Source organism: Streptomyces dryopteridis (assembly GCF_049606955.1).
Taxonomy (GTDB): Bacteria; Actinomycetota; Actinomycetes; order Streptomycetales; family Streptomycetaceae; genus Streptomyces.
The window spans coordinates 413,295-436,345 of the sequence record NZ_CP187113.1 but is presented as its reverse complement, the minus strand read 5'-3'; the positions used below and the strand labels follow the sequence as shown (position 1 = coordinate 436,345).

12 protein-coding genes are annotated in these 23,051 nt (G+C 70.7%); 6 read left to right on the top strand and 6 right to left on the bottom strand.

Annotated features, from left to right (window positions below):
• Nucleotides 1-27: 27 nt before the first annotated feature.
• Nucleotides 28-3,054, top strand: coding sequence for an alpha-mannosidase (locus tag ACN20G_RS01705; protein ID WP_424210902.1), 3,027 nt, complete (start codon nucleotides 28-30; stop codon nucleotides 3,052-3,054).
• A gap of 544 nt (nucleotides 3,055-3,598) precedes the next feature.
• Here ACN20G_RS01705 and ACN20G_RS01700 read toward each other — a convergent pair.
• Nucleotides 3,599-6,715, bottom strand: coding sequence for an FG-GAP-like repeat-containing protein (locus ACN20G_RS01700; protein WP_424210901.1), 3,117 nt, complete (start codon nucleotides 6,713-6,715; stop codon nucleotides 3,599-3,601).
• A gap of 494 nt (nucleotides 6,716-7,209) precedes the next feature.
• Between ACN20G_RS01700 and ACN20G_RS01695 the strand changes: the two genes are divergently transcribed.
• The gene (locus ACN20G_RS01695; protein ID WP_424210900.1) at nucleotides 7,210-15,162 is read left to right on the top strand and encodes a polymorphic toxin-type HINT domain-containing protein; all 7,953 of its coding nucleotides are present in this window, start codon (nucleotides 7,210-7,212) and stop codon (nucleotides 15,160-15,162) included.
• Nucleotides 15,159-15,518 carry a hypothetical protein gene (locus ACN20G_RS01690; protein WP_424210899.1) on the top strand — a complete coding sequence of 120 codons (360 nt, stop codon included), beginning with the start codon at nucleotides 15,159-15,161 and terminating at the stop codon, nucleotides 15,516-15,518. The genes ACN20G_RS01695 and ACN20G_RS01690 overlap by 4 nt, the downstream gene beginning before the upstream one ends.
• Before the next feature lie 209 nt (nucleotides 15,519-15,727).
• Here the strand turns inward: ACN20G_RS01690 and ACN20G_RS01685 are convergent, their stop codons facing one another.
• Entirely contained in the window at nucleotides 15,728-16,777 is a 1,050-nt protein-coding gene (locus tag ACN20G_RS01685; protein ID WP_424210898.1) for a L,D-transpeptidase, read from the bottom strand.
• Nucleotides 16,778-16,964: 187 nt separating this feature from the next.
• Here ACN20G_RS01685 and ACN20G_RS01680 point away from each other — a divergent pair, with 187 nt between their 5' ends.
• The gene (locus tag ACN20G_RS01680; RefSeq protein ID WP_424210897.1) at nucleotides 16,965-19,013 is read left to right on the top strand and encodes an FAD-dependent oxidoreductase; all 2,049 of its coding nucleotides are present in this window, start codon (nucleotides 16,965-16,967) and stop codon (nucleotides 19,011-19,013) included.
• Between the two features lie 118 nt (nucleotides 19,014-19,131).
• Nucleotides 19,132-19,545, top strand: a complete 414-nt coding sequence (locus tag ACN20G_RS01675) for a PaaI family thioesterase (RefSeq protein WP_424210896.1) — start codon at nucleotides 19,132-19,134, stop codon at nucleotides 19,543-19,545.
• Between the two features lie 85 nt (nucleotides 19,546-19,630).
• On the opposite strand, the gene ACN20G_RS01670 is transcribed toward ACN20G_RS01675, so the two are convergent.
• The 3 genes from ACN20G_RS01670 to ACN20G_RS01660 all read right to left on the bottom strand — a co-directional run bounded on the left by ACN20G_RS01670 (nucleotide 19,631) and on the right by ACN20G_RS01660 (nucleotide 21,588).
• Nucleotides 19,631-20,131: a hypothetical protein gene (locus ACN20G_RS01670; RefSeq protein ID WP_424210895.1), complete on the bottom strand. Its 501-nt coding sequence runs from the start codon at nucleotides 20,129-20,131 to the stop codon at nucleotides 19,631-19,633.
• Nucleotides 20,132-20,319: 188 nt separating this feature from the next.
• A complete protein-coding gene (locus tag ACN20G_RS01665) occupies nucleotides 20,320-21,042 on the bottom strand; it encodes a helix-turn-helix domain-containing protein (protein WP_424210894.1) in 723 nt (240 codons plus the stop codon).
• A 294-nt stretch (nucleotides 21,043-21,336) separates the two neighbouring features.
• Nucleotides 21,337-21,588 carry an acyl carrier protein gene (locus ACN20G_RS01660; protein ID WP_424210893.1) on the bottom strand — a complete coding sequence of 84 codons (252 nt, stop codon included), beginning with the start codon at nucleotides 21,586-21,588 and terminating at the stop codon, nucleotides 21,337-21,339.
• Nucleotides 21,589-21,785: 197 nt separating this feature from the next.
• Here ACN20G_RS01660 and ACN20G_RS01655 point away from each other — a divergent pair, with 197 nt between their 5' ends.
• Nucleotides 21,786-22,562: a lysophospholipid acyltransferase family protein gene (locus tag ACN20G_RS01655; protein WP_424210892.1), complete on the top strand. Its 777-nt coding sequence runs from the start codon at nucleotides 21,786-21,788 to the stop codon at nucleotides 22,560-22,562.
• Nucleotides 22,563-22,638: 76 nt separating this feature from the next.
• Here ACN20G_RS01655 and ACN20G_RS01650 read toward each other — a convergent pair whose 3' ends face one another.
• Complete coding sequence (locus ACN20G_RS01650; RefSeq protein ID WP_424210891.1) at nucleotides 22,639-22,992, bottom strand: hypothetical protein; 354 nt, start codon at nucleotides 22,990-22,992, stop codon at nucleotides 22,639-22,641.
• Nucleotides 22,993-23,051: the final 59 nt, after the last annotated feature.

Below are 23,051 nucleotides of genomic sequence, written 5' to 3'. Positions count from 1 at the left end.
CACGACCCCTCTCCTGGAGCAGCCGTCATGCATGACGACCGCAGCATCACCGAACACCGTCTCCGCCGCGTCCTCAAGGAGCGCATCAAGCCCGCCGTCCACGGGCGCTCCGTCCCCCTCACCCTCGCCCGCTGGGAAGCCCCCGGCGAACCCGTCCCCGTCACCGAGGGACTGGCCGCGACGTACGAGCCCTGCGCGATCGGCGAGAAGTGGGGCCCCGCCTGGGGCACCACCTGGTTCAAGGTCACCGGCACCGTCCCCGCCGACTGGGCCGGCCGCACCGTCGAGGCCGTCCTCGACCTCGGCTTCGACCGCATGATGCCCGGCTTCCAGTGCGAGGGCCTCGTCCACCGCGCCGACGGCACCGAGATCAAGGCACTCAACCCCTACAACGACTGGGTCCGCGTCGGCGACCCCGTCGAGGGCGGCGAGACCATCGAGTGGTACATCGAGGGCGCCTCCAACCCGATCCTCGTCGACCACTCCGTCACCTACGAGGGCGACAAGCAGACCTGCGGCGACGAACCCCTCTACCGGCTCGCCCGCATGGACCTCGCCGTCTTCGAGACCGAGGTCTGGGAACTCGTCCAGGACCTCGAAGTCCTCTACGACATGATGATCGAGCTCGCCGAGACCGACGCGCGCCGCTACGACATCCTGCGCGCCATCGACAAGGCCCTCGACGCCGTCGACCTCACCGACGTCGCCGGCTCCGCGGCCGCCGCCCGCGCCGAACTCGCCGAGGTCCTCGCCGCCCCCGCCAACGCCTCCGCGCACCGCATCAGCGCCGTCGGCCACGCCCACATCGACTCCGCCTGGCTGTGGCCGCTGCGCGAGACCGTCCGCAAGGTCTCCCGCACCTCGTCCAACATGGTCAACCTCATGGACGAGAACCCCGAGTTCATCTTCGCCATGTCCCAGGCCCAGCAGCTCGCCTGGGTCAAGGAACACCGCCCCGAACTCTTCGAACGCGTCAAGAAGAAGATCGCCGACGGCCAGTTCGTGCCCGTCGGCGGCATGTGGGTCGAATCCGACACCAACATGGTCGGCGGCGAGGCCATGGCCCGCCAGTTCCTGTACGGCAAGAAGTTCTTCATGGAAGAGTTCGGCATCGAGACCAACGAGGTCTGGCTGCCCGACTCCTTCGGCTACACCGCCGCCATGCCGCAGATCGTCAAGCTCGCCGGCAACAAGTGGTTCCTCACCCAGAAGATCTCCTGGTCGCAGGTGAACAAGTTCCCGCACCACACCTTCTGGTGGGAGGGCATCGACGGCACCCGCGTCTTCACCCACTTCCCGCCCGTCGACACCTACAACTCCGACCTCGGCGGCGCCCAGATGGCCCACGCCGCCCGCAACTACCAGGAGAAGGGCCGCGGCAGCCGCTCCCTGGCCCCCTTCGGCTGGGGCGACGGCGGTGGCGGCCCCACCCGCGAGCAGCTCGCCCGCGCCAAGCGCCAGCGCGACCTCGAAGGCTCCCCCCGCGTCGAGATCGAGCGCCCCGACGCCTTCTTCGAGAAGGCCCACGCCGAGTACACCGACGCCCCCGTCTGGGCCGGCGAGCTCTACCTCGAACTGCACCGGGGCACCTACACCTCCCAGGCCAAGACCAAGCAGGGCAACCGCCACAGCGAGTCCCTGCTCCGCGAGGCCGAACTGTGGGCCGCCACCGCCGCCACCCGCGTGCCCGGCTTCGGCTACCCCTACGAGGACATCGAGCGGATCTGGAAGGTCGTCCTCCTCCACCAGTTCCACGACATCCTCCCCGGCTCCTCCATCGCCTGGGTGCACCGCGAGGCCCGCGAGACCTACGCCGCCCTGCGCGCCGAACTGGAGGCGATCACCGTCGCCGCCCAGACCGCGCTCGCCGGCGCCGGCGACACCGACCTCGTCTTCAACTGCGCCCCGCATGCCCGCCGCGGCATCCCCGCCGGCGGCGCCGCCCCCGTCGCCCCGGCGCCCGCCCCGGTCACGGTCACCCCGCGCGCCGACGGCGGCCACGTCCTGGACAACGAGCTCATCCGTGTGGAGATCGACGCCCGCGGCCTGATCGTCTCGGCCCGCGACCTGATCGCCGGCCGCGAGTCCGTGGCCCCCGGCCAGGCCGCCAACCTGCTCCAGATCCACCCCGACTTCCCCAACATGTGGGACGCCTGGGACATCGACGAGTTCTACCGCAACAAGGTCACCGACCTCGTCGACCTCGACAGCCTGGACCTGGTGCGTGCCGACGAGGAGGCCGCCGAGGTCCGCGTGGTCCGAGGCTTCGGCGACGGCTCCACCGTCACCCAGACCCTCACCCTCGCGGCCGGCGCCCGCACCGTCGACATCGTCACCGACGTCGACTGGCAGGAGACCGAGAAGTTCCTCAAGGCGTCCTTCCCCCTCGACGTCAAGGCCGAACGCTCCGCCTCCGAGACCCAGTTCGGACACGTCTTCCGCGCCACCCACACCAACACCTCGTGGGAAGCGGCCAAGTTCGAGATCTGCGCCCACCGCTGGATCCACGCCGAAGAGCCCGGCTGGGGCGTCGCCGTCGTCAACGACTCCACCTACGGCCACGACGTCACCCGCGACATGCGGGCCGACGGCGGCCAGACCACGACGATCCGCCTCTCCCTGCTGCGCGCCCCCCGCTACCCCGACCCCGAGACCGACCAGGGCACCCACACCCTGCGCTACTCGCTGGCCCCGGGCGCCACGGTCGGCGACGCGGTCCGCGAGGGCCACTTCGTCAACCTGCCGGAACGCGTCGTGCGCGGCGCCAACCCGGTGGCCCCGCTGGTCACCGTCGACGACGACGCCATCGTCGTCGAGGCCGTCAAGCTCGCCGAGGACCGCAGCGGCGACGTCGTCGTCCGCCTGTACGAGTCCCGCGGCGGCCGGGCCACGGGCCTGCTGACCCCCGGCTTCGAGATCACCGAGGCCGTGGAGTCCGACATCCTGGAACGCCCGCTGACCGGCACCGCCGTCGGCGCGCGCACGGCGACGGGCGAGGTCGAACTGACCCTGCGCCCCTTCCAGATCGTCACCGTCCGCCTCCACCGCGCCTGACCCACCGGGCCCACCGGCCCCACCCGCCCCACCCACCCCACCCCGAACGCCCGCCCGGCCCCCAGCCGGCCGGGCGTTCCGGCGTGCCCGGGGGAGGGGACGGGGGACGGGGCGGTGGGTCGGGGCGGGGCGCGCGTCGCGGTGTCGCCTGCTCAGGGCCCCCTGCCTGTGAGCGCCGCCACCGTCGGGCATGAGCCCCTGCGCCGAGCCCGCCACCCCCGGCCGTCGCGGACGGGGCAGGGACAGGGCGGTCGGCCTTGCCGCCTGGGCGCTCGAGGTTCGCCCGGCGCGCTCCCGATCGTCCCCTGGGCCGCCGAGGCGGCTCGTGCCCCCTGTGCCCCGGCCCGCGGACCCGGTGCGGCCCGGTGGGTCGGAACGGCCGGCCCCGGCCGCCCGCGGCACCCCCCCCCGCGGACTCCGTGCGCGGTGCCCGCCGCGGGCCGGCGCCAGGAGTACGCCCTCGCAGGGGTGGAGACGCCGAAGGGCCCCGTGCCCCACCCCTCGCGGGATGCGGCACGGGGCCCCGTGCGTCGACCGGTCGGCGCTAGCCGAACGCCTTCACCTTCGACCAGTCACCGGTGAGGACCGTGCGCCTGGCCCCGCCGGTGTCCGTCTTCGACGGGTGGTACACGCGGATGTCCTTGTTGGGGCCGCTGCGTATCCACAGGTCCGGGATCCGGTCGCCGTTCAGGTCCGGCACGCTGATCAGACCGGTGATGTTGGCGGCCGTCCAGTTGGTGCCGTACTGCGCGTCGAACCCCTCCCGGGACTCGCCGGCCAGAGACAGAGACTTGATGTCCGCGCTGCCCGCGACCTTGCCCGGCTTGCCGTGCCGCAGGTACAGCTTGCCGCTGCCGGGGCTGCGCCACAGCAGGTCGGGGGTGCCGTCGAGGTCGATGTCGGCGATGGAGACCAGTTCGCGCAGGTCCGAGCTCCACACCGTGTTCTCCATCAGCGTGGCCGACTTGAACGCGCCGCCGGTGTAGCCGTGCAGCATCCACAGGGACTTGCCGGTGCGCAGGAACAGGTCCGGGCGTTTGTCGCCGTCGATGTCGCCGGTGGCGAGGATCTGAGTCCACTCGGACGGCTTCGGGACCTGGGAGGGGACGCGGACCTCTTGGCGCTTGTCCACGTTGAAGCTGCCGTAGCCGTCACCCGGGTACACCCAGAAGCGGCCGTCGGGGGCGCGCGAGAACAGGTCGGTCTGGCCGTCGCCGGGGTAGGTGTCGGAGTGGTGCGAGATCAGCGCGACCTTGCCGGTGGCCGGGTCGAACCAGTGGCCCTTGGGGTTCTGGTTGCCGGCGTTGTCGTAGGACGCGGCCAGCGAGTCGTTGAGCTCGCCCTCCCGGTCACCCGGGAAGCTGCGCAGGTCGCCCTTCTCGTCGATCATCAGGATGTCGGAGATGCCGTCGCCCGTGATGTCGCCGGGGCCGTCGGCGGCCTCCCGCGGGGGCACGTAGAAGTGGTGGTCGGCCGGCTTGCTGCGGTTGCCGACGGCGCTGTACGCGTGCACCTGCAGGGTCTGCGGGCCGGCGTGCGGGGGCTTGAGTCCGGGCACGGTGGCCGAGCCGTTGGTGGCCTTGATCTCCATCGGGAACACGCCGCCGAAGGCGTACGTGAACTTGGCCGCGCCGGGGCTGTGGAAGGTGATCGGCCCGGTGCCGCCGAAGCGCACGGTGGACCAGGTCGCACCGTCCGGGGTGGCGGGCTTCCAGACGGGGCTCGTCACGATGGGGGTGTCCGGGGTGGAGTTGTCCACGGTGAAGATGCACGCCTCGCTGTAGTGCGAGGAGGCCCCGTCGGCGTCCTCGGAGCGCACGTCCCAGGCGTAGGTGGTCTTGTCGGCGAGACTGGTCGACTCGATCGGGAAGGTGGCCTTGCCCGAGCTGAGGTTGGTGACGAGGGTGCCGCCCGTGATGGGGGCGCCGACCTTCCAGAACCGGAAGCGCAGGCCCTTGAGGTTGTTGTCGGGGTCGGTCGCGGTGGCCGAGACCACGAGCCGGCCCTTGGCCACGGTCAGGCCCTGGGGCTCGGGCTTGCAGGTGCCGCCCGGGGCCATGGCGCGGTTCACCGGCATGTTCGGGGGACGGTTGTAGACGATGGTCAGCTCGGCCGAGGTCGCCTTGAACTTGCGCCAGGTGTAGGCGTCACGGGCGTTCTCCTTGGCGACGGTGGTGCGCATGCCGAGGGTGATGTTGCCCGCGCCCTTGTCGGCGGCGCTCTGCACGACCTTCTTCACGTCCCACGGGACCCAGGCGTCGGGACAGGTCCCGGGGCGGCCGTGCGCGAATTCCTTGGAGCCGAGGGAGGTCTCCCAGGCCGGCTGCTTGTTCCACGTGGTGCCGGAGGAGATGGCGCCCGTGCCGTACAGCTCGAAGGTGCGCTTGTCACAGGACCAGGAGTGCGTGTTGAGCACCCGGAAGGTGGCCGAGCTGATCTTGGCGCCCTTGATGTTCGTGGACACGCCCATGCGCCAGAAGGAGCGAGCGGTGCCCCGGGTCTCGCTCTCGTAGCCCACCCGGGCTTCGGAGGTGCCGGTGTTGAAGTTGGTGCCGTTGAAGAAGCTCGTGTTCGGGTACGGCCGGTACGCCACCGTCCAGGCCTGCCAGCCGCTGGTCAGCGTCGGGTCGACGAACACGGGGAAGGTGGTGGCGGGGTCGGTGAGCAGTTCGCTGCCGGCCACGTCGAGGCGGATCCGGGTGTCGCTCTCGCCGTCCGCGCTCAGCTCGATGCCCATCGGGGCCTGGCGGGCGCCGGGTTCGATGCCGGTGAGTCCGGACAGGCGGAGCACGTCGGCGGAGGTCTTCGTCGCGGTGCGGATCTTCGCGTTCTTGTCCTCGGGGTCCTTGCCCGCCGAGTCCCAGGCGAAGGGGGTCGGCAGGGAGGCGATCTCCTGCCCCGACTTCGCGTCGAGCACGGCGACGCGCTGCTCGTCGGCCTTGTGCGAGAACTTGGCGGTCTTCGAGCGCAGCCCGTACGAGAGCTCCGTCAGGGCCTCGTTCTTCGCGGCCTCGCGGTCCTTGACGACGAGGAGTTGGGCGAACCCGCCCTCGTCGCGCGCGACCAGCATGAGGTCGACGCCCGGCAGCACCTCGGGGTAGAGGGCGCGGGCGCCGTCTAGCACGGGCTTCGGCAGGGCGCCGGGCCAGGTGTACGTGAGGGTGTGCCCGTCCACGTCCACCTCGGCGAGCACGGACTCGGCGGTGTCCTTCGCGTCGGAACCGGCGGAGAAGCGCACCGGGACCGGCACGTTGACGGGTCGCACGCTCAGCGGGCCGCCGGTCTTGGCGTCCTGCCGCAGGGTGTTGTCCACCGGCGCCCAGGTGCCCTGCGCGGTCCGCGCGCGGACGGGGGCGGCGGAGATGGTGGAGCGCAACTTCCCGTCGGGCTGGGCCCAGGTGAGGGTGGTGGCGTCGGTGGCCGTCTCCACGGCCACGTCCTTGCCCGTGCGTTCGGCCTCGACGAGGGCGGAGTCCTCGGTGTGGGGGCCGGTGTGCGCGGGGGTGGCGTCGGCGGCGGACTCGGCGGTGACGGTCGTCTTCCCGGCCGCCGGCCACCAGGCCAGCAGGCCCGCGACGAGCGAGGCCGCGACGACGGCGGCGAGGGCGATGAGGTTCGCACGCGTGCGAACGAGGGTTCTGAGGATGGGCGGTGGGGGCATGTCGGCCTACTCCCGGGGTGACCTGAGCGATTGGGGCAGCACACACGACCCCGTCCGGTCGACAGCGGGGTGCAGGGCGCGCACACGATCACACGCGGGAACTTGGTGATCCAAAAAGCGAATCGTTGCCAAAAATTTACAGTCCTGACCCGGTTTCAGGTGACGAAACGCCAAGTCGACATTCTGGCCGCCGTTTGCCGAGAAAGGAGCGTATGTGCAATTTTGCCCGTTTCTTCTCACATGTTCGCCTTATGTGATCTTGACAGCAGGTGCGGGGTGATGCAGATCACTCCGATCGGGACTTAGGTCATTTTTAACCCCAGTTGTCTCATCCGTCCCACCCGTCGCACAGTTCCCTCGCGCGCGCCGGTCGCGCTGTTCACGACCGGTGCCCGCGTTCTTCACCTCTCTTCATCACTGAGCACCTTGGGTGGGAGTCGACGCAGATGCGTGCTTCATTTCCTCGGTCATGGGCGGGCCAAGGAGGCCCGCCCATGACCGAGTCCTCGAGACGACGGCAGCGGCACCGCCGCTCCGGACTCGTCGTGTTGTTGTCCATGGCCCTCACGGTCGGAGCCCTCGGCGGATCGGCGTACGCCGTGCCCGGCGACGGTCTCAGCCGGCAGGTCGACCTCCCGGACCTCCCGGACCGCAAGCCGCTCGGCCAGGACAAGCAGGCCGAGAAGGACCTGACCACGGCCGACGAGGTCCCCGTCGTCCCCTACGAGCCGACCGCCGTCACGCCGTGGAAGCAGGGCACCGGCACCGTCGACCTCGGCGGGGCCAAGCCCGGGGACACCGTGCCCGTCGCCGACCTCCCGATCGCCATCGGCGTCCCCGAGGGCGCCGACCCGGCACCCCTCGCGGGCAAGTGGAAGGTCGACCTGGCGGGCTACGACGCCTCCCAGAAGGCCGAACTCGCGGGCATGATCATGCAGATCACCCCGCCCGCCACGGCCGACCCCGAGGCCAAGGTCGCGCTGACCGTGGACACCACGGCCTTCAACGACCTCTACGGACCGCAGGCCGCGGACCGCTTCGGCCTCACCACCCTCCCCGAGTGCGTGCTCACCTCGCCCGACAGCGGCGACTGCGCCTCCGGCGCCGAGTACTCCGTCGACACCGACGGCCGCGCCCAGGGCGCCGGCACCGCCGCCGAGCGGCTGACCTCGCGCACCGAGGTCGTCCCCGTGGCGGCCGCGCCCACCCGCTCGCCCGTGGCGAAGAACGCGCCCAACCGGCGCGTGGTCAAGGGCACCGTCTCCGTCGCCACCCTGATCGGCCCCGAGGCCGTCGCCGCCTGGACCCCGCCGGCCCCGCCGGTCGAGAAGAAGGACGACGCCGCCAAGGCCGAGGAGACGAAGCCCGGCGAGAGCGAAGCCAAGGGCGACAAGGACGCGAAGACCGCTGCCGAGGACGCGGCCCGCGCCGCCGAGGAGGCCGCGGCGAAGGCGGCGTCCGCCCGTCCGGTCTCCTTCGTGAAGCCGCAGCGCGAGGCGCCCGCCGCCCCGCGCGCCGGACCGACCACTCTCGGTGTCCTGGACACCGGCGCCTCGGCCACCGGCGACTTCACCGCGACCCCGCTCTCCTCCTCCGGATCCTGGTCCGCCGGCGCCTCCTCCGGCGCCTTCACCTACGGCTACCAGCTCCAGATCCCGGAGACCTCCGGCGGTCTGATCCCGAAGGTCGGCCTCAACTACTCCTCGCAGACCGCCGACGGCCGCACCTCCGCCGCCAACAACCAGGCATCCTGGGTCGGCGACGGCTGGGACTACAACGCCGGCTCCATCACGCGCACGTACGCGAGCTGCCGCGAGGACTCCCAGAAGCCCGGGTCCAACAACAAGACCCACAAGACCGCGGACCTCTGCTTCGGCTCCGAGAACGCCACGATGACCCTCGGCGGCGCCACCGTCGAGCTCGTCTACGACGCCGCCAAGAAGACCTGGACCACCGCCAACGGCGACGGCTCCCGGATCGAACTGCTGAAGGACACCTCCCTCGGCAACGGCGACGCGGACGGCGAGTACTGGGTCGTCACCACCAAGGACGGCACCCGCTACCACTTCGGCCGGCACAAGCTGCCCGGCTGGACCAGCGGCAAGCCGACCACCAACTCGGTGCTGACCGTCCCGGTCTACGGCAACCACCCCGGTGAGCCCTGCTACAAGGCGGGCAACTGGGCCGGTTCCTTCTGCACCCAGGGCTGGCGCTGGAACCTCGACTACGTCGAGGACATCCACGGCAACGCCATGAGCCTGTGGTGGCAGAAGGAGACCAACAACTACGCGCGGAACTTCAACTTCAAGGCCCCGGTCTCCTACGACCGCGGCGGCTGGCTCACCCACATCGAGTACGGCCAGCGCAAGGACAACCTCTTCACCGTCCAGGCCCCGGCCCGCGTCGACTTCACCGTCGCCGAGCGCTGCTTCGCCGAGGACGGCGTCGACTGCACCGAGGCCAACTTCACCTCGAAGGACCCCGGCAAGTACCGCATCTGGTACGACACCCCGGCCGACCTCCAGTGCAAGGGCGGCAAGGAGAAGTGCTGGAACGCGGGTCCCGCGTTCTTCACCCGCAAGCGCCTGGCGAAGGTCACCACCTCCATCCAGCGCGTCCAGGGCCTGCCCGTCCGCCACAAGGTCGACGAGTACACCCTGGAGCACAGCTTCCCGGTCCTGAAGACGGGCCCGAACACGGCGCTGTGGCTGGAGTCGATCAACCGCACCGGCTACGGCCCCAAGGGCACCGCCGACGACAAGGCGACGCTCAACCCGATCCGGTTCGAGCACAACCTGCACGACATGCCCAACCGCGTCCAGCGCGGGGCGAACGACCCCACCCCGGGCTTCTCGCGCCTGCGCATCGGCCGCGTCATCAACGAGTACGGCGGCGAGACCGTCGTCAACTACCGCGCGGCCCAAGGCCAATGCGCGACCGGTGAGGGCCTGCCCGGCAAGAAGGACACGGCGGCACTGAAGGCGAACAACCGCCTGTGCTACCCGGTCTACTGGCACCCGGACCCGGAGGCCGAGGAGATCGACTGGTTCCACAAGTACGTGGTCGAGTCGATCGAGGAACTCCCCAACGTCGACGGCGCGTACGCCAACCGCACCGAGTACCAGTACCGCGACGCGGCCTGGCGCCTGGCGCAGCAGGAGTTCACGAAGAAGTCGAAGCGCACCTACTCGCACTTCGCCGGCTTCGCGAGCACCGCGGTCATCACCGGCTCCGACAGCCCGGAGATCGGCGCGAAGAAGACCAAGGCGGTCACCCGCTACTTCCAGGGCCTCGGCGACGACGTGTCCGTCAAGGACATCGCCGGCAACGAGATCGCCAAGGACCGCGAACCCTTCGCGGGCCGCGTGGCGGAAGAGCTGACCTACACCTCGGCCGACAAGGCCGACACCGACTGGAACACCCGCTCGGTCACGTACCCGGCGGCCCAGGAACTCGCCAAGCGGGTCCGCGACGACGGCCTCACGGACCTCAAGGCATGGCGGATCACGGAACCGCGCAACATCGCGTACACCAAATCCTCCGGCACGGGCGACGACAAGCGCACCGAACGCGTCCTCGAAACCAAGACGACGTACGACACCGTGCACGGCCTGCCCACGCAGGTCGAATCGCTCGGCGACACCGGCAAGACCGGTGACGAGTCCTGCACGAAGCTGGAGTACCTGCACCACACGGGCCGCAATATCATCGGCCTGACCAAGCAGACCTTCATCAGCCCCACCACGTGCGCGGCGGCGAACTTCGGCGACCTCCGCTCCCTCAGCTCCGCGACCCGCGTGGCCTACGACGGCACGGCCTTCGGCACGACCCTCGCCGCGACGGGCCGCGCCCTGGCCACGGAGAGCTGGAGCCTCAAGGGAGACGGCTCGGGCTACCAGTCGAACGGCACCACCGCGTTCGACGCCATCGGTCGCGTGGTCAAGAACACCGACCCGGACGGCCGCGCCTCGACCACGACGTTCGAGCCCGCCACGGGCCAGGCGTTCAAGACGATCGAGCGCAACACACTCGGCCACCAGCAGATCCAGGAGATCGACCCGGGCCGCGCCACGGCGCACCGGACCACCGACCCCAACGGCCACGTCAGCCGGGCGGTCTTCGATCCGCTGGGCCGCGTGATCGAGGGCTGGGCCCCCGGCCGCGAGCCGGGTACCGGCAAGACGCCCGACTTCAAGGCCACGTACGTCACCCCGGTGGGCAAGCCCCCGCACGTCTCGACCGAGATGCGCGGCAAGGGCAAGCGGATCGAGAAGTCCGTCACCCTGTACGACGGCCTCGGCCGCGAACGCCAGGTGCAGACCGTGGCCTCGGGCGGCGGTCGACTGATCACGGACACCTTCTACAACAGCTCCGGTGACGTCTGGCGCACCAACGACGCCTACCTCGCCGAGGGCACCCCGCAGGGCGAGCTGTTCACGCCCCTCGCGGACTCGGTCATCCCCAACTCGACGCGCTACACGCACGACGGGATGGGCCGCGTCCTGGAGGAGATGCCGGTACTCAACGGCGTCGACCACCCCAAGCGCGCGGTGCGCTACGAGTACGGCGCCGACCACTCCACCCTCATCAACCCCGAGGGCGGCGTCGCCTACAAGATCTACACCGATGCCCAAGGCCGCAGCCAGCGGGTCGACACCTACACGGACGCCGACCGCAAGTCGTTCACGTCCATGCGGTACCAGTACGACAAGGACGGCCAGATGATCCTGGCCGAGAACTCGGCGGCGCCGGGAGTCGGCTGGAGCTGGCAGTACGACCAGCGCGGCCGGATGACCTTCTCCTCCGACCCGGAGGCCGGCACCACCCGCTTCACGTACGACCACCTCGACCGTCCGCTGACGACGAGCAACTCCCGCGGTATCACCACGTGGACCGGCTACGACGAGCTGTCCCGCCCGAAGGAGTCCCGTCTCGACGGCCCGACCGGCAAGCTGCTCGGCCAGTTCACCTACGACACCGTCAAGGGCGGCAAGGGCCTGCCGGCCACCGCCACCCGCTACACCGACGGTGAGGCGTACACCCAGTCCGTCAACGGCTACACGGACGACTACCAGCCCACCGCCACGACGCTGACCCTCCCCAAGGGCCTGGCCGACCAGTGGGGCCTGAAGTCCTCGTACAGCTACTCGTCGGTCTACGGCGAGGACGGTGAGGTCGAGCAGACCGACCTCCCCGCCATCGGCAAGCTGGACGCCGAGACGCTGCACGTCCGTTACGACGAGGAGGGCATGCCGCTCTCCATCTCGGGCAAGGACTGGTACGGCGCCGAGACGGTCTACTCCCCGCACGGCCAGATCCTCCGCTCGACCCTGGGCGCCCGCCCCTACCGGGTGTGGACCCAGGCGAGCTACGACGAGGCCAGCGGTGAGCTGAAGGACCAGCAGGTCTACCGAGAGCAGACCGGCGACGGCTCCGTCGTCTCGGGCAACCTGGTCTCGAAGCGCTCCTATGGTTACGACGACGCCGGCAACGTCACCTCGATCCGTGAGCACGCGACGGGCATCGAGGAGCGGCAGTGCTTCGCGTACGACCCGCTGGGCCAGCTCCGTCAGGCATGGACCGCCAAGGACCAGGGCGCCTGCTCTGGCGGCCCGCAGAGCTCCACGGTCGCCGCGGGCAAGGATGCCTCGGGCTACTGGCACGAGTACTCCTACGACCTCCTCGGCAACCGCCTCCAGAAGGTCGAGAAGGACCTCGGCGGTGACACCAAGAAGGACACCACCACCGACTACACCTACGGCGACGGCAAGGGCTCGGCGCCGCGCCACCTCACCAAGGTCACGAAGCAGTTCGTCACCCCGACGGGCACGCAGATCAAGGCCGAGGCCGAGCGTCTCTACGAGAAGACCGGCGAGACCAAGTCGATCACCTCGCTGGACAACGGCGACAAGCAGGAACTGACCTGGACCTGGGACGGTCAGGTCGAACGCATCATCGGCGAGGGCAGCAAGGGCCGCACCCCGTACGTGGGCGCGGCGGGCAAGTGCCTGGACCTGGTGGCCGGCGGGATGGCGGCCGGAGGGCTGCTGCAGCTCTACACCTGCAACGGCACCCCCGCCCAGGACTGGTCCTTCACCCCGGTCCCGGGGCAGCCGGACGCGAACCTGGGCACGCTGAACATGCACGGCACCTGGTGTGCCGTCCCGACCGGCAACACCGCCGGCTCGATGTTCCAGATCCAGAAGTGCAACGGCTCGGCGGCGCAGCAGCTCCAGCGCCACGCGGACGGGCGGATCTCGCACCCGACGTCCAAGATGTGCCTGGCCACGAAGGACGCGGGCACGGCGAACAGCACCCGGGCCGTCCTGGCCGCGTGCTCGACCACCGCACCCACCCAGAAGTGGGAGCCGCAGCGCGACACCCGCTACATCTACGGGCCGTCCGGTCAGAAGCTGCTGTCCATCACGGGCAATCAGGCGACGCTGAGCCTGGGCGAGTCCGAGGTCACGGTCCAACGCGGTGGCGTCCTGGTGGACAGCCGACGCACCTACCCGGCCCCGGGCGGCGCGGTCATGCGCTACGCGTCGGGCGACGGCGGGTCGATCCTCGTCGCGATGGTGGGCGACCACCAGGGCAGCCAGTACGCGGAAGTCGAACTCAACGACAACATGCGCGTGCGGATCCGCAAGCAGGATCCCTTCGGCAACGAGCGCACCGCGGGCACGGTCGGCGCCCAGACGCAGACCAAGGCCGGCTTCCTCGGCGCTGAGAACGGCAAGGCCTCGGGCTTCACCCAGCTCGGCGCCCGCCTGTACGACCCGGAGGTCGGCCGCTTCCTCTCCGCGGACCCGGTCCTGGACCTGCTCGACCCGATGCAGTCCAACGGCTACGCCTACGCCCACAACAACCCGGTCACCCTCGCCGACCCCACGGGCCTCTCGGTCGCGTTGACGGCCTCGGAACTGGGCGCGGCGTTGGCGGGCATGGGCCTGACGGCGGCGCAGGTCGCCCAAGCCCAGGTCGACGCGAACCGCTCCCTCAGCGACGTGATCATGTCGGTCGCCTGGGCGGTGTTCAAGGAGTTCATCGGCTGGAACGACATGATGGCCTGCGCCGGCGGCGACATGTGGGCCTGCGGCGGGCTGATCCTCGACAACGTCGGGGTGTTCAAGGCGATCAAGATCGCGGGCAAGATCTGGGGCGTCGTCAAACGCACCATGGCCGCGATCAGTGCCTGGAAGACGGCGAAGGCCAAGGCCGAACAAATCCTCAAGACGGCCAAACAGGCCGAGAAGCTTGCTCTCGAAAAGAAGAAGAAGCAGCTCGAGGAAGCCAAAAAGAAGGCAGCTCAAGAGGCAAAGAAAAAAGCCGCCGAGGCTGAGAAGAAAGCGACGGCAGCAAAGGCCGTCGACCTGAAGAAGAAGACGGGCAACCCCGTCCAGAAGAAGTCCCAGGCCACCTCGAACTCGAAGGCGTCGTCCCAGAGGGAGACCAAGGGAAAGAGTGGTGGTTCTAAGGTAAATCTCTCGAAGGGGAGTGCCGGAGGGAAGTCATCCGGTGGGGCTAAAGCTACAGGTGGAACCTCGGGGGCGTCCTCTAGAAGCAACGGTGGATCGAGCGGTTCCAGCGGCGCCGGGAAGAGTGGCGAAACGGTAGCCGGCTGTCGCGTTAACAGCTTCGTGCCTGGAACTTTGGTTCTGATGGCTGATGGTACTGCCGTGCCGATTGAGGAAGTGGAGGTAGGTGATCAGGTCCTCGCCACGAATGAGGCGACGGGGGAAACCCGGGTCGCGACGGTTACGGCCGAGATAAAGGGCCAAGGCGTCAAGGATTTGGTGCGAATCACCCTTGATGGAAATGCCGGCGGCGGGGCACACGATCAGGCAATCACCAGTACGAGCGCACATCCTTTTTGGGTTCCTGAGCTTTCGAAGTGGGTCGAGGCCAAGGATCTTCGGTCCGGAAACTGGCTGAGGACGAGCGCGGGTACTCACGTCCAGGTCGGTTCGGTAGAGCGCTGGACTGTTCGAAATGCGACGGTTCACAATCTGACTGTCGGCGACACCCACACGTACTATGTGATCGCTGGTGATGCTGCTGTACTGGTGCATAATGCCGGTAAGAGCATTATCGTGGCGGATAACCCACTTCTTCAGAACAGGATTGATGGACTGTTCCACGGATGGGGCGCGCCTGACGCTATCGGTGACGGAACTTCCTTCGCCGCGGCGAATCATGAGGCCTTGGGTGGAGAGAAGGTCAATGGCGCGGACCACGTCGCCAGCACCAGGCAAATCCGGGGTGGGCTCGTAAAGATTCTGGGAGGGGCTAAAATGAACATGGGTAAGGGTGTGAAGAATCAGGTGATTGAATTGAATGACAGGGATCGGCAAATTTTGACGAGCTTGGTGGCGGCTATCGACGATGCGCATGCCGGAAATTATAGCGACTTCCGTACCTATGCGGGCTTGGATTCCTGCTCTTGACGGGCGACGTGCGGCTGGTGCGTGAATTGGTCTCCGAGTTTCCGTTGCTGGATGACTTGTATCAGGCTCACCTGTACAACCATGACGGTCAGATTTTCGCGCATGCACTGTTCTGGGATCTCGTCCCCGAGGTGATTGAATCGTTCATTTCGGATGACCCTGGCGCCTTGGACTGGAGAGGCTTCCTTGGTTTCCTGGACGACTGGTTTCGGCGTGAAGATAAGGAGGCGAACAAGGTAATCGTGACTTCATTTCTGTGGCGGCTTCCATTTCCCGGTAGCCCAGGGCATGAGATCGTCGATCATTTGAGTCCGGCCATGCGCGAAACATTTCGCCAGATGAGGCCGCATGGCTAATAGATCGGTCTAGTGGTTGCTGCCTCACCGCGCGGGATCCATCCGGGCGGTGAGGCAGCGGACGGGTCCCATCAGGTTTCGGCCTGATGGGACCGCTTTGGTGTGGATTCGAGGAGTGGTTTGCTCAATTGAGAGCTGGCGGTTTGGGTGTGTGAGGGCGTGGTAGCGCAGATGAATGCTATGGCCGTCGTGTGAGCATGAGGGCGCGCTCAGTCGCGGGAGGCGCCCAGGGTGCTGCCTGCCAGCCATTCGGTCCAGGTCAGGTTCCAGTCGCCGTAGCCGTTGCCGAAGGGGTCCATGGGTTTGCCCGTGGTGCCCGTGACCTCGATGACGTCGCCCTTCGTGCTCTGTTCGTAGAGCCACTTGGCGTCCGCGACCGACATGCCGATGCAGCCGTGGCTGACGTTGGCCTTGCCGAAGGATTCGGCGTTGTCCGGGGCCGCGTGGACGTATTCGCCGCTGATGGTCTCGCGCATGCTCCACTCGTAGCGGCCGAAGAAGCCGTCCGGGCTGGTGCGGGGGATGCCGATGGTGAGGGAGTCCATCAGGACCGTGCCCTCTTTCTCCAGGATGGTCTTGATGCCCTCGCGGGTCTTGAACCGGTCCTCGCCGCCGCTGACCGGGATCTCGCGCAGCACCTTGCCGTCGCGGATCGCCGTCAGGGTGTGCTTGGCCAGGTCGACCTTGTTGACCATCGAGGGGCCCACCGTGAACGTGAGGGTGCGGTCGCCCAGGGCGGCCGTCGAGGTGTTCAGGCGGACGCCCGCCAGCTTCGCCTCCACCGTCACCTTCGTGCCCGTGGGCCAGTACTCCTTGGGGCGGTAGTGCAGGTGGGTGTTGCCCTTGGCCTCCGCCCAGTGCCACGCGCCGATCACCCCCGCGGACGTGGTGACCTTCAGGCGGCCCTCGATGCCGGCCCGCAGTTCCTGCGGGACCTTCGTGTTCTCGAAGACCAGCGCGATGGGCTGGCCGACGCCGACCGTCTCGCCGTTCTTCGGGGCGAGGGTCGGGCGGACCGTGCGGGCCGCGCCCGGCAGGAGGGCCGCCGCCGGGGCCGCCGCGCGGGTGGGGTCCGGTTCGGGGGCGGACGGGGTCGCGGCCGGGGTCGTGGACGGGGGAGTGGTCGCCTTGGCGGCGGGGGCCGTCGCGCCGCCGCCGCACGCGGTCAGGAGGAGGGCCGTGCACACGGTCGCCAGGGTCAGGGCCCCGCGGCGGGCGTGCGGGGAGCGGGGGCGGCGCGCGGCGCTGAAATCGGACATTCCTTCATGTTTTGCCATCCCTTGACCCGTGAACTCCGCCACAGGCCCTGGATGCGGAGGGCTTTGGTCCCGTGTAAGGGCTGGTGGGAGTGGTTGCCGGGCCCCCGACACGGTTGTGCACCTAGTTGCAAAAGGCGATGGCGCTCGGTACAAACGAGGCACCACCCCCGCGCGAGGAGGCGCCCCCATGACTGCCCCGATCCGGTCCACCGCCGCCGACGGCACCCGCTATCCGCACCTGCTGCGCCCGTTGGACCTGGGCCACGTCACCCTCCCCAACCGCGTGATCATGGGCTCCATGCACACCGGCCTCGAAGAGCACGCCGGCGGCTTCGAGCGGCTCGCCGCCTTCTACGCCGAACGCGCGCGCGGCGGGGTCGGGCTCATCGTGACCGGCGGCGTGTCCCCCGACGACCGAGGCCGGCCCTTTCCCGGCGGCGCCCGGATCACCACCGAGGAGGAGTCCGCCGAGCACCGCGTCGTCACCGACGCCGTGCACGCCGAGGGCGGCCTGATCGCCCTCCAGCTGCTGCACTTCGGCCGCTACGCCTACCACGAGGACCTCGTCGCCCCCTCCGCGATCAAGGCCCCGATCAGCCCCTTCACCCCGCACGAGCTGACCGACGCGGAGGTCGAGGAGACCATCGGGTCCTTCGTGCGCGCCGCCCGCCTGGCCCGCTCCGCCGGGTACGACGGCGTCGAGATCATGGGCTCCGAGGGCTACCTGATCAACGAGTTCATCGCCGCCGCCACCAACCGGCGCACCGACCGCTGGGGCGGCTCGTACGAGAACCGGACCCGTTTCCCGCTGGAGATCGTGCGCCGGGTCCGCGAGGCCGTCGGCCCCGAGTTCGTGCTGATCTACCGGCTCTCCATGATCGACCTCGTGCCCGGCGGGTCCAGCCCCGAGGAGGTCGTGGCCCTCGCCAAGGAGATCGAGGCCGCCGGCGCCACCATCATCAACACCGGCATCGGCTGGCACGAGGCCCGCATCCCCACCATCGCCACCTCCGTGCCCCGCGCCGCCTGGACCTGGGTCACGAAGAAGCTGCGCGGCGCCGTGTCCATCCCCCTCGTCACCTCCAACCGCATCAACACCCCCGAGGTCGCCGAGTCCGTCCTCGCCGACGGCCGCGCCGACCTCGTCTCCCTGGCCCGCCCCTTCCTCGCCGACGCCGAGTTCGTGGCCAAGGCCGCCGCCGGAGCCCCCGAGACCATCAACACCTGCATCGGCTGCAACCAGGCGTGCCTCGACCACACCTTCAGCGGCAAGATCACCAGCTGCCTGGTCAACCCGCGCGCCTGCCACGAGACCGAACTCGTCCTCGGCCCCACCCGCACCGCCAAGCGGGTCGCCGTCGTGGGCGCCGGCCCCGCCGGCATGGCCTGCGCGAGCGCCGCCGCCGAACGCGGGCACGCCGTCACCCTCTTCGAGGCCGCCGGACACCTCGGCGGACAGCTCGACGTGGCCCGCCGCATCCCCGGCAAGGAGGAGTTCGCCGAGACCATCCGCTACTTCTCCAACCGGCTCGACACCCTCGGCGTCGAGGTGCGCCTGAACACCCGCGCCGAGCCCGCCGACCTCGCCGCCTACGACGAGGTGGTCGTGGCCACCGGCGTCGTCCCCCGCGTCCCCGACCTGCCCGGCGTGGACCACCCCAAGACCCTCGGCTACCTCGACGTGCTCCGCGACGGCGCGCCGGTCGGCGAGAGCGTCGCGATCCTCGGCGCCGGCGGCATCGGCTTCGACGTGGCCGAGTTCCTCACCGACAGCGGCGAGGACGCGGCCCGCGACCCCGAGGTCTGGGCCCGGCACTGGGGCGTGGACACCGGCTACACCGCGCGCGGCGGCCTCGCCCCCGCCGACCGGCCCGCCCCGCCCCGCCGCGTGCACCTGCTCCAGCGCAAGGAGACCAAGGTCGGCGCGGGCCTGGGCACCACCACCGGCTGGATCCACCGCGCCGAGATCAAGCACCGGGGCGTGGTCACCGTCGCCGGCGCCCGCTACGACCGGATCGACGACGAGGGCCTGCACGTCACCGTCGCCGGCGAATCCCGCGTGCTGCCCGTCGACCACGTCGTCCTGTGCACCGGGCAGGAGCCGCGCCGCGAGCTGTACGAGGCCCTCACCGCCGCCGGGATCCGCGCCCACCTCATCGGCGGCGCCGACGTGGCCGCCGAACTCGACGCCAAGCGCGCCGTGAAGCAGGGCACCGAGCTGGCCGCCCGGCTCTGAACCGGCTCTGAACCGGCGCTGAGGCGTCCGGCCCTGAACCGGCCCCCGGGGGCGCGTGGGACGATCACGCGCCCCCGGGGTGTTGTCCCCGGCCCGCCCGGCCGCCAGAATCGGCCGGGTGACGCTCACCCCTGCCGAAGCCGAACAGATCCTCGCCGCCAACTTCGCCCCGTGGGTCCAGGACCTGGACCTGAAAGTGACCGAGGTGGCCCCCGACCGACTGCGGGTCCTGCTGCCCTGGTCCGACCGCCTGGCCCGGGACGGCGGCGGCCTGTCCGGCCAGGCCCTGATGGCCGCCGCCGACACCGCCACCGTCCTCGCCATCTCCGCGGCGCGCGGCGGCTACGGGCCGATGACCACCGTCCAGCAGTCCACCAGCTTCCAACGCCCGGTGCTCGGCGTCGACGTGCGGATCGAGGTGACCGTCACCAAGCTGGGCAAGCGGATCGCCTTCGCCGACGTGGTGATGACCCCCGACGGCGCGACCGAACCCGCGGCCACCGCCTCCACCGTTTACGCCCTGCTCGGCTGAGCCGCACCCGCGCCGCGACGCCCCCCGCCGCGACGCCCCGCACCACCCCGTCGGACGGAGCGGGGCGGGGCGCCGCGGTCCGGGCTCAGATGTCGATCACGCGGTACGCGATCGTGTACACCCCGCCCGAACCCTCCAGCGAGCGGTACTGCGTCTCCCCGCCGAACTCGCTGCCCGTCACCAGGGTCGAGCCCAGCTTGTCGTCCGAGCTGGTCGAGTCGTAGTCCCACAGGGTCAGCGTCCGGGCCTGCTGCTTGCCGAGCACCAGCGCGTTGTTGCCGTTCCCGTCGGCCAGCGAGCGCACGTAGTTCACGCCCATCGTCTGGTACTTGGCGGACCCCGGCCACACCTTGACCTGGTTGCCGTTCGCGTCGGTGATCTTCAGGTACGCCTCGTCGTGGTCGCCCTCGCTCTGCTGGTGGCAGGTCAGGTCCAGCAGCTCGATCCGCACGTAGTCGATCGGCTCCGCCGACGCCGTGCCCGCGAACCCGGCCAGCACCCCCAGCGCCAGCAGCCCCGCCGCCGCGCCCCGCGCCCCGAGTCGGACGAAACGGTCGCCCCGGCTGCCCCGCGTGGTCTCGTTCATGATGACGTGTCCCCCGTCGATCGTGTGGAGACGGCCCCGGGTCCCTCCCGGCCCCGCCGCGCCGGTGTTCCTCCGGCACGACCCCACTGTGCCCGCGCTCTCGTGGCCCGGTCCACGCGCGTTCCGCCCAGTGGAACGCGCGTAGAGCCCGCGGCCCGGGGCCGCGCGTCCCGCCGCCCGGCCGCCGGTCAGCGCAGCAGGCCCCGGGGCAGCCCGGTGGGCTCCCGGACCGGACGCGCCAGCCCCCGGGCCACCGCCGCCGCGGCCTCGGCCACCGCCCGCACCACCCGTTCCGCGCCGCCCGCGCCCTCGCCGGCGCCCGACACGGCGCGCTCCGGCAGCACCGCCGCGACCGCCGCCACCGGCAGCCGGGCCCCCGCCGTCCGCACCGGCAGCGCCACGCAGCTCACCCCCGGCACCAGCCCGCCGCGATCCCAGGTCGGCCCGTCCCCGCGCGGCCCGCACAGCGCCCGGCCGGCCGCCGTCTCCAAGGGGAACCCGGCCCCGTTGCGCACCGGCACCAGCACCTCGCCCGCGCCCGGCACCGAGGCCACCGTCAACGCCAGGTCCTCGTGCAGCACCGTCACCACCACGCTCGCGCCCGTCGCCGCCCGCAGCCGGTGCGAGGGCAGGCGCGCCGCCGCCCGCAGCCCCGGGTGCGGCTGCCATGCCTGCCCGATCCGGTACAGCTCCGGCCCCACCCGGTACCGGCTGCCCCAACGCTCCACGGCCCCCACCGCGACCAGTTGGTCCAGCAAGCGGTGCACGCTGCCCTTCGGCACCCCGCACGCCTCCGCCAACTCCGTCACCCCCGCCTCTTCCCCGGTCCGCCGCAGCGCCTCCAGCACCGCGAACGCGCCCTCCACGACCCCGCGCCCCCGGCCACCGGCCGGCCCCCCGTGCTCCGTCATCCTCGTCCCCCCTTGGATCAGCGGCTCGTCGCTCCCTGTGCGACGGAGGGCATGATGACGCCGAACGGGCCCGCCGCGAAGGGTTCGCGCGGCGTGGCGCGCCGAACGCCCCGCGATCCGTGACACGGGGGACCGGGGAGCAGCGGGGGACGGGCGAGGCGGCGGCCCGACGGGGCGAGCGGGGGGCGCACGGGGCGGCGGCGCCCGGTCGGCGGGAGTGTCCCGACCGGGCGCCGCCCGTCCTTCAGTCGCGGGCCGGCCCGGCCCCGCGCACCGCGGGCCGCGCGCGGCCGGTCACGCGCGTGACCGGCGGTCCTCGACCACCGCGGCGAACTCGGCCAGGGTCGTGCCCCGCAGCTCCTCCTCCTCGACCTTCACCCCGAACTCGTCGTGCACGGCGATGGCCATCTCCACCACCAACAGCGAGTCCACCAGGAACTCCGCCATCGGCGCCGCGTCCCGCACCTCGTCGGCGGGCACCTCGAAACGCGTCACGAGGAGTTGCCCGAGCAGGGTGCGGACGGATTCGGGCGTGGTGGTGGTCACGGCGGTACTCCCGGTGAGCGGGTGGACGGAACGGGACTGACAAGACGAAAGAACGAACGATCACGCACGGTGCGGAAACGGCTCCGGTGCGTGCTCAAATAACTACCACGGCGGTGGAACACCTCAAAACCCGTCGGCGCGCGGGCGATTGACGTGATCGACGCGCGGAATGGGTCGGATCGAGGAATGGAGTGGTCGTGTCGGACAGCGTGTTCGAGGTCATCGACGTGGCGGGCGCGGAACTCCGCGAAATGCGCCGGCTGGTGGGGGAGGCGGGCGAGGGCGCGTGGGACCGGCTGTTGGACTGGTTGGTCGCCGACTGGTTCCGGTTGGAGGTGCGGGGGCTGGAGCACGTGCCGTCCGAGGGGCCCGCGCTCCTCGTCGCGAACCACTCCGGGGCCTGGGGACTGGACGCCTTCGTGCTGCTCAAGGTGTTGGCGCGGGGGCTGGGGCGGACCGTGCGCGTGCCGGCCGCCCCGATCGCCTTCCGCTTCCCGGTGCTCGGCGCGTACGCCAGGCGGCACGGGGCCATCCCGCTGGAGCCCACCCTGGGGTGGGAACACCTGACCGCCGGTGAACTCGTCGGGGTGTTTCCCGAAGGGGTGTCCGGATTGGAGAAGCCCTTTCGCGAACGCTATCGGCTGCGCCCCTTCAGCCCCGGATTCGCGGTCACCGCGATTGCGGCCGGCGCGCCCGTCATTCCGGTCTCCGTCATCGGCGCGGAGGAGACGTATCCGAAGTTCGGCGAAGTCCCGCTGCTGGCCCGCCTATTCGACCTGCCCTATTTCCCGGTGACCTCCCCGGTGCCGCTGCCCGCGAAATGGCGGGTCACCGTCGGGCCGCGGATCCCGGCCCCGGCGAGCCCGGCCGGCCGGGGCGCGCGAGCCCGCGTGGCCACGGAGCACTGCGCGCTGGTGCGGGCGCGGTTGCAGGAGATGGTGGACCGGGACCGACGGGAGACGCCCTACTGGTGAGCCGGCGGGACCGGGGCCGGAGCCGGGGAGCGGTGGCCCGGGCCCGGGGTCGGGGCCCGGGGCGCGGGCGGGTTCCTCAGGGCCAGGTCGGGGAGTCCCAGGGCCCCGCCGTCGCGTACGCGCGCACGGCGGGCCAGACCAGCGTCGTCGAGCCCCAGGCCGGTCCCGCCCCGTACGCCACGGCGTCCACCCAGTCCACCCCGGCGGCCCGCAGGGCCCGGCGGCCGGCCCGGACCCCGAGGTCCACGGTGGCCTCCCCGTCGGCGACGAACCGGCTCTCGACCCCGATCCGGGTCCGGATCCACTCGTCGCCGAGCGAACGGCCCCCGCACAGCTCGTCGTTGGTCACCGCGCGCGGCGGGGCGTAGCCGCCCAGACCGGCGAGGACGGCCGCCCGGTCGGGCGGTGGGGGCGGGGGGAGCGTCGGCACGGCGGTGGCACCCATCGGTCGCGGGGCGGGCGGGGGAGAGCGGGACGGCGGGTCGGGGA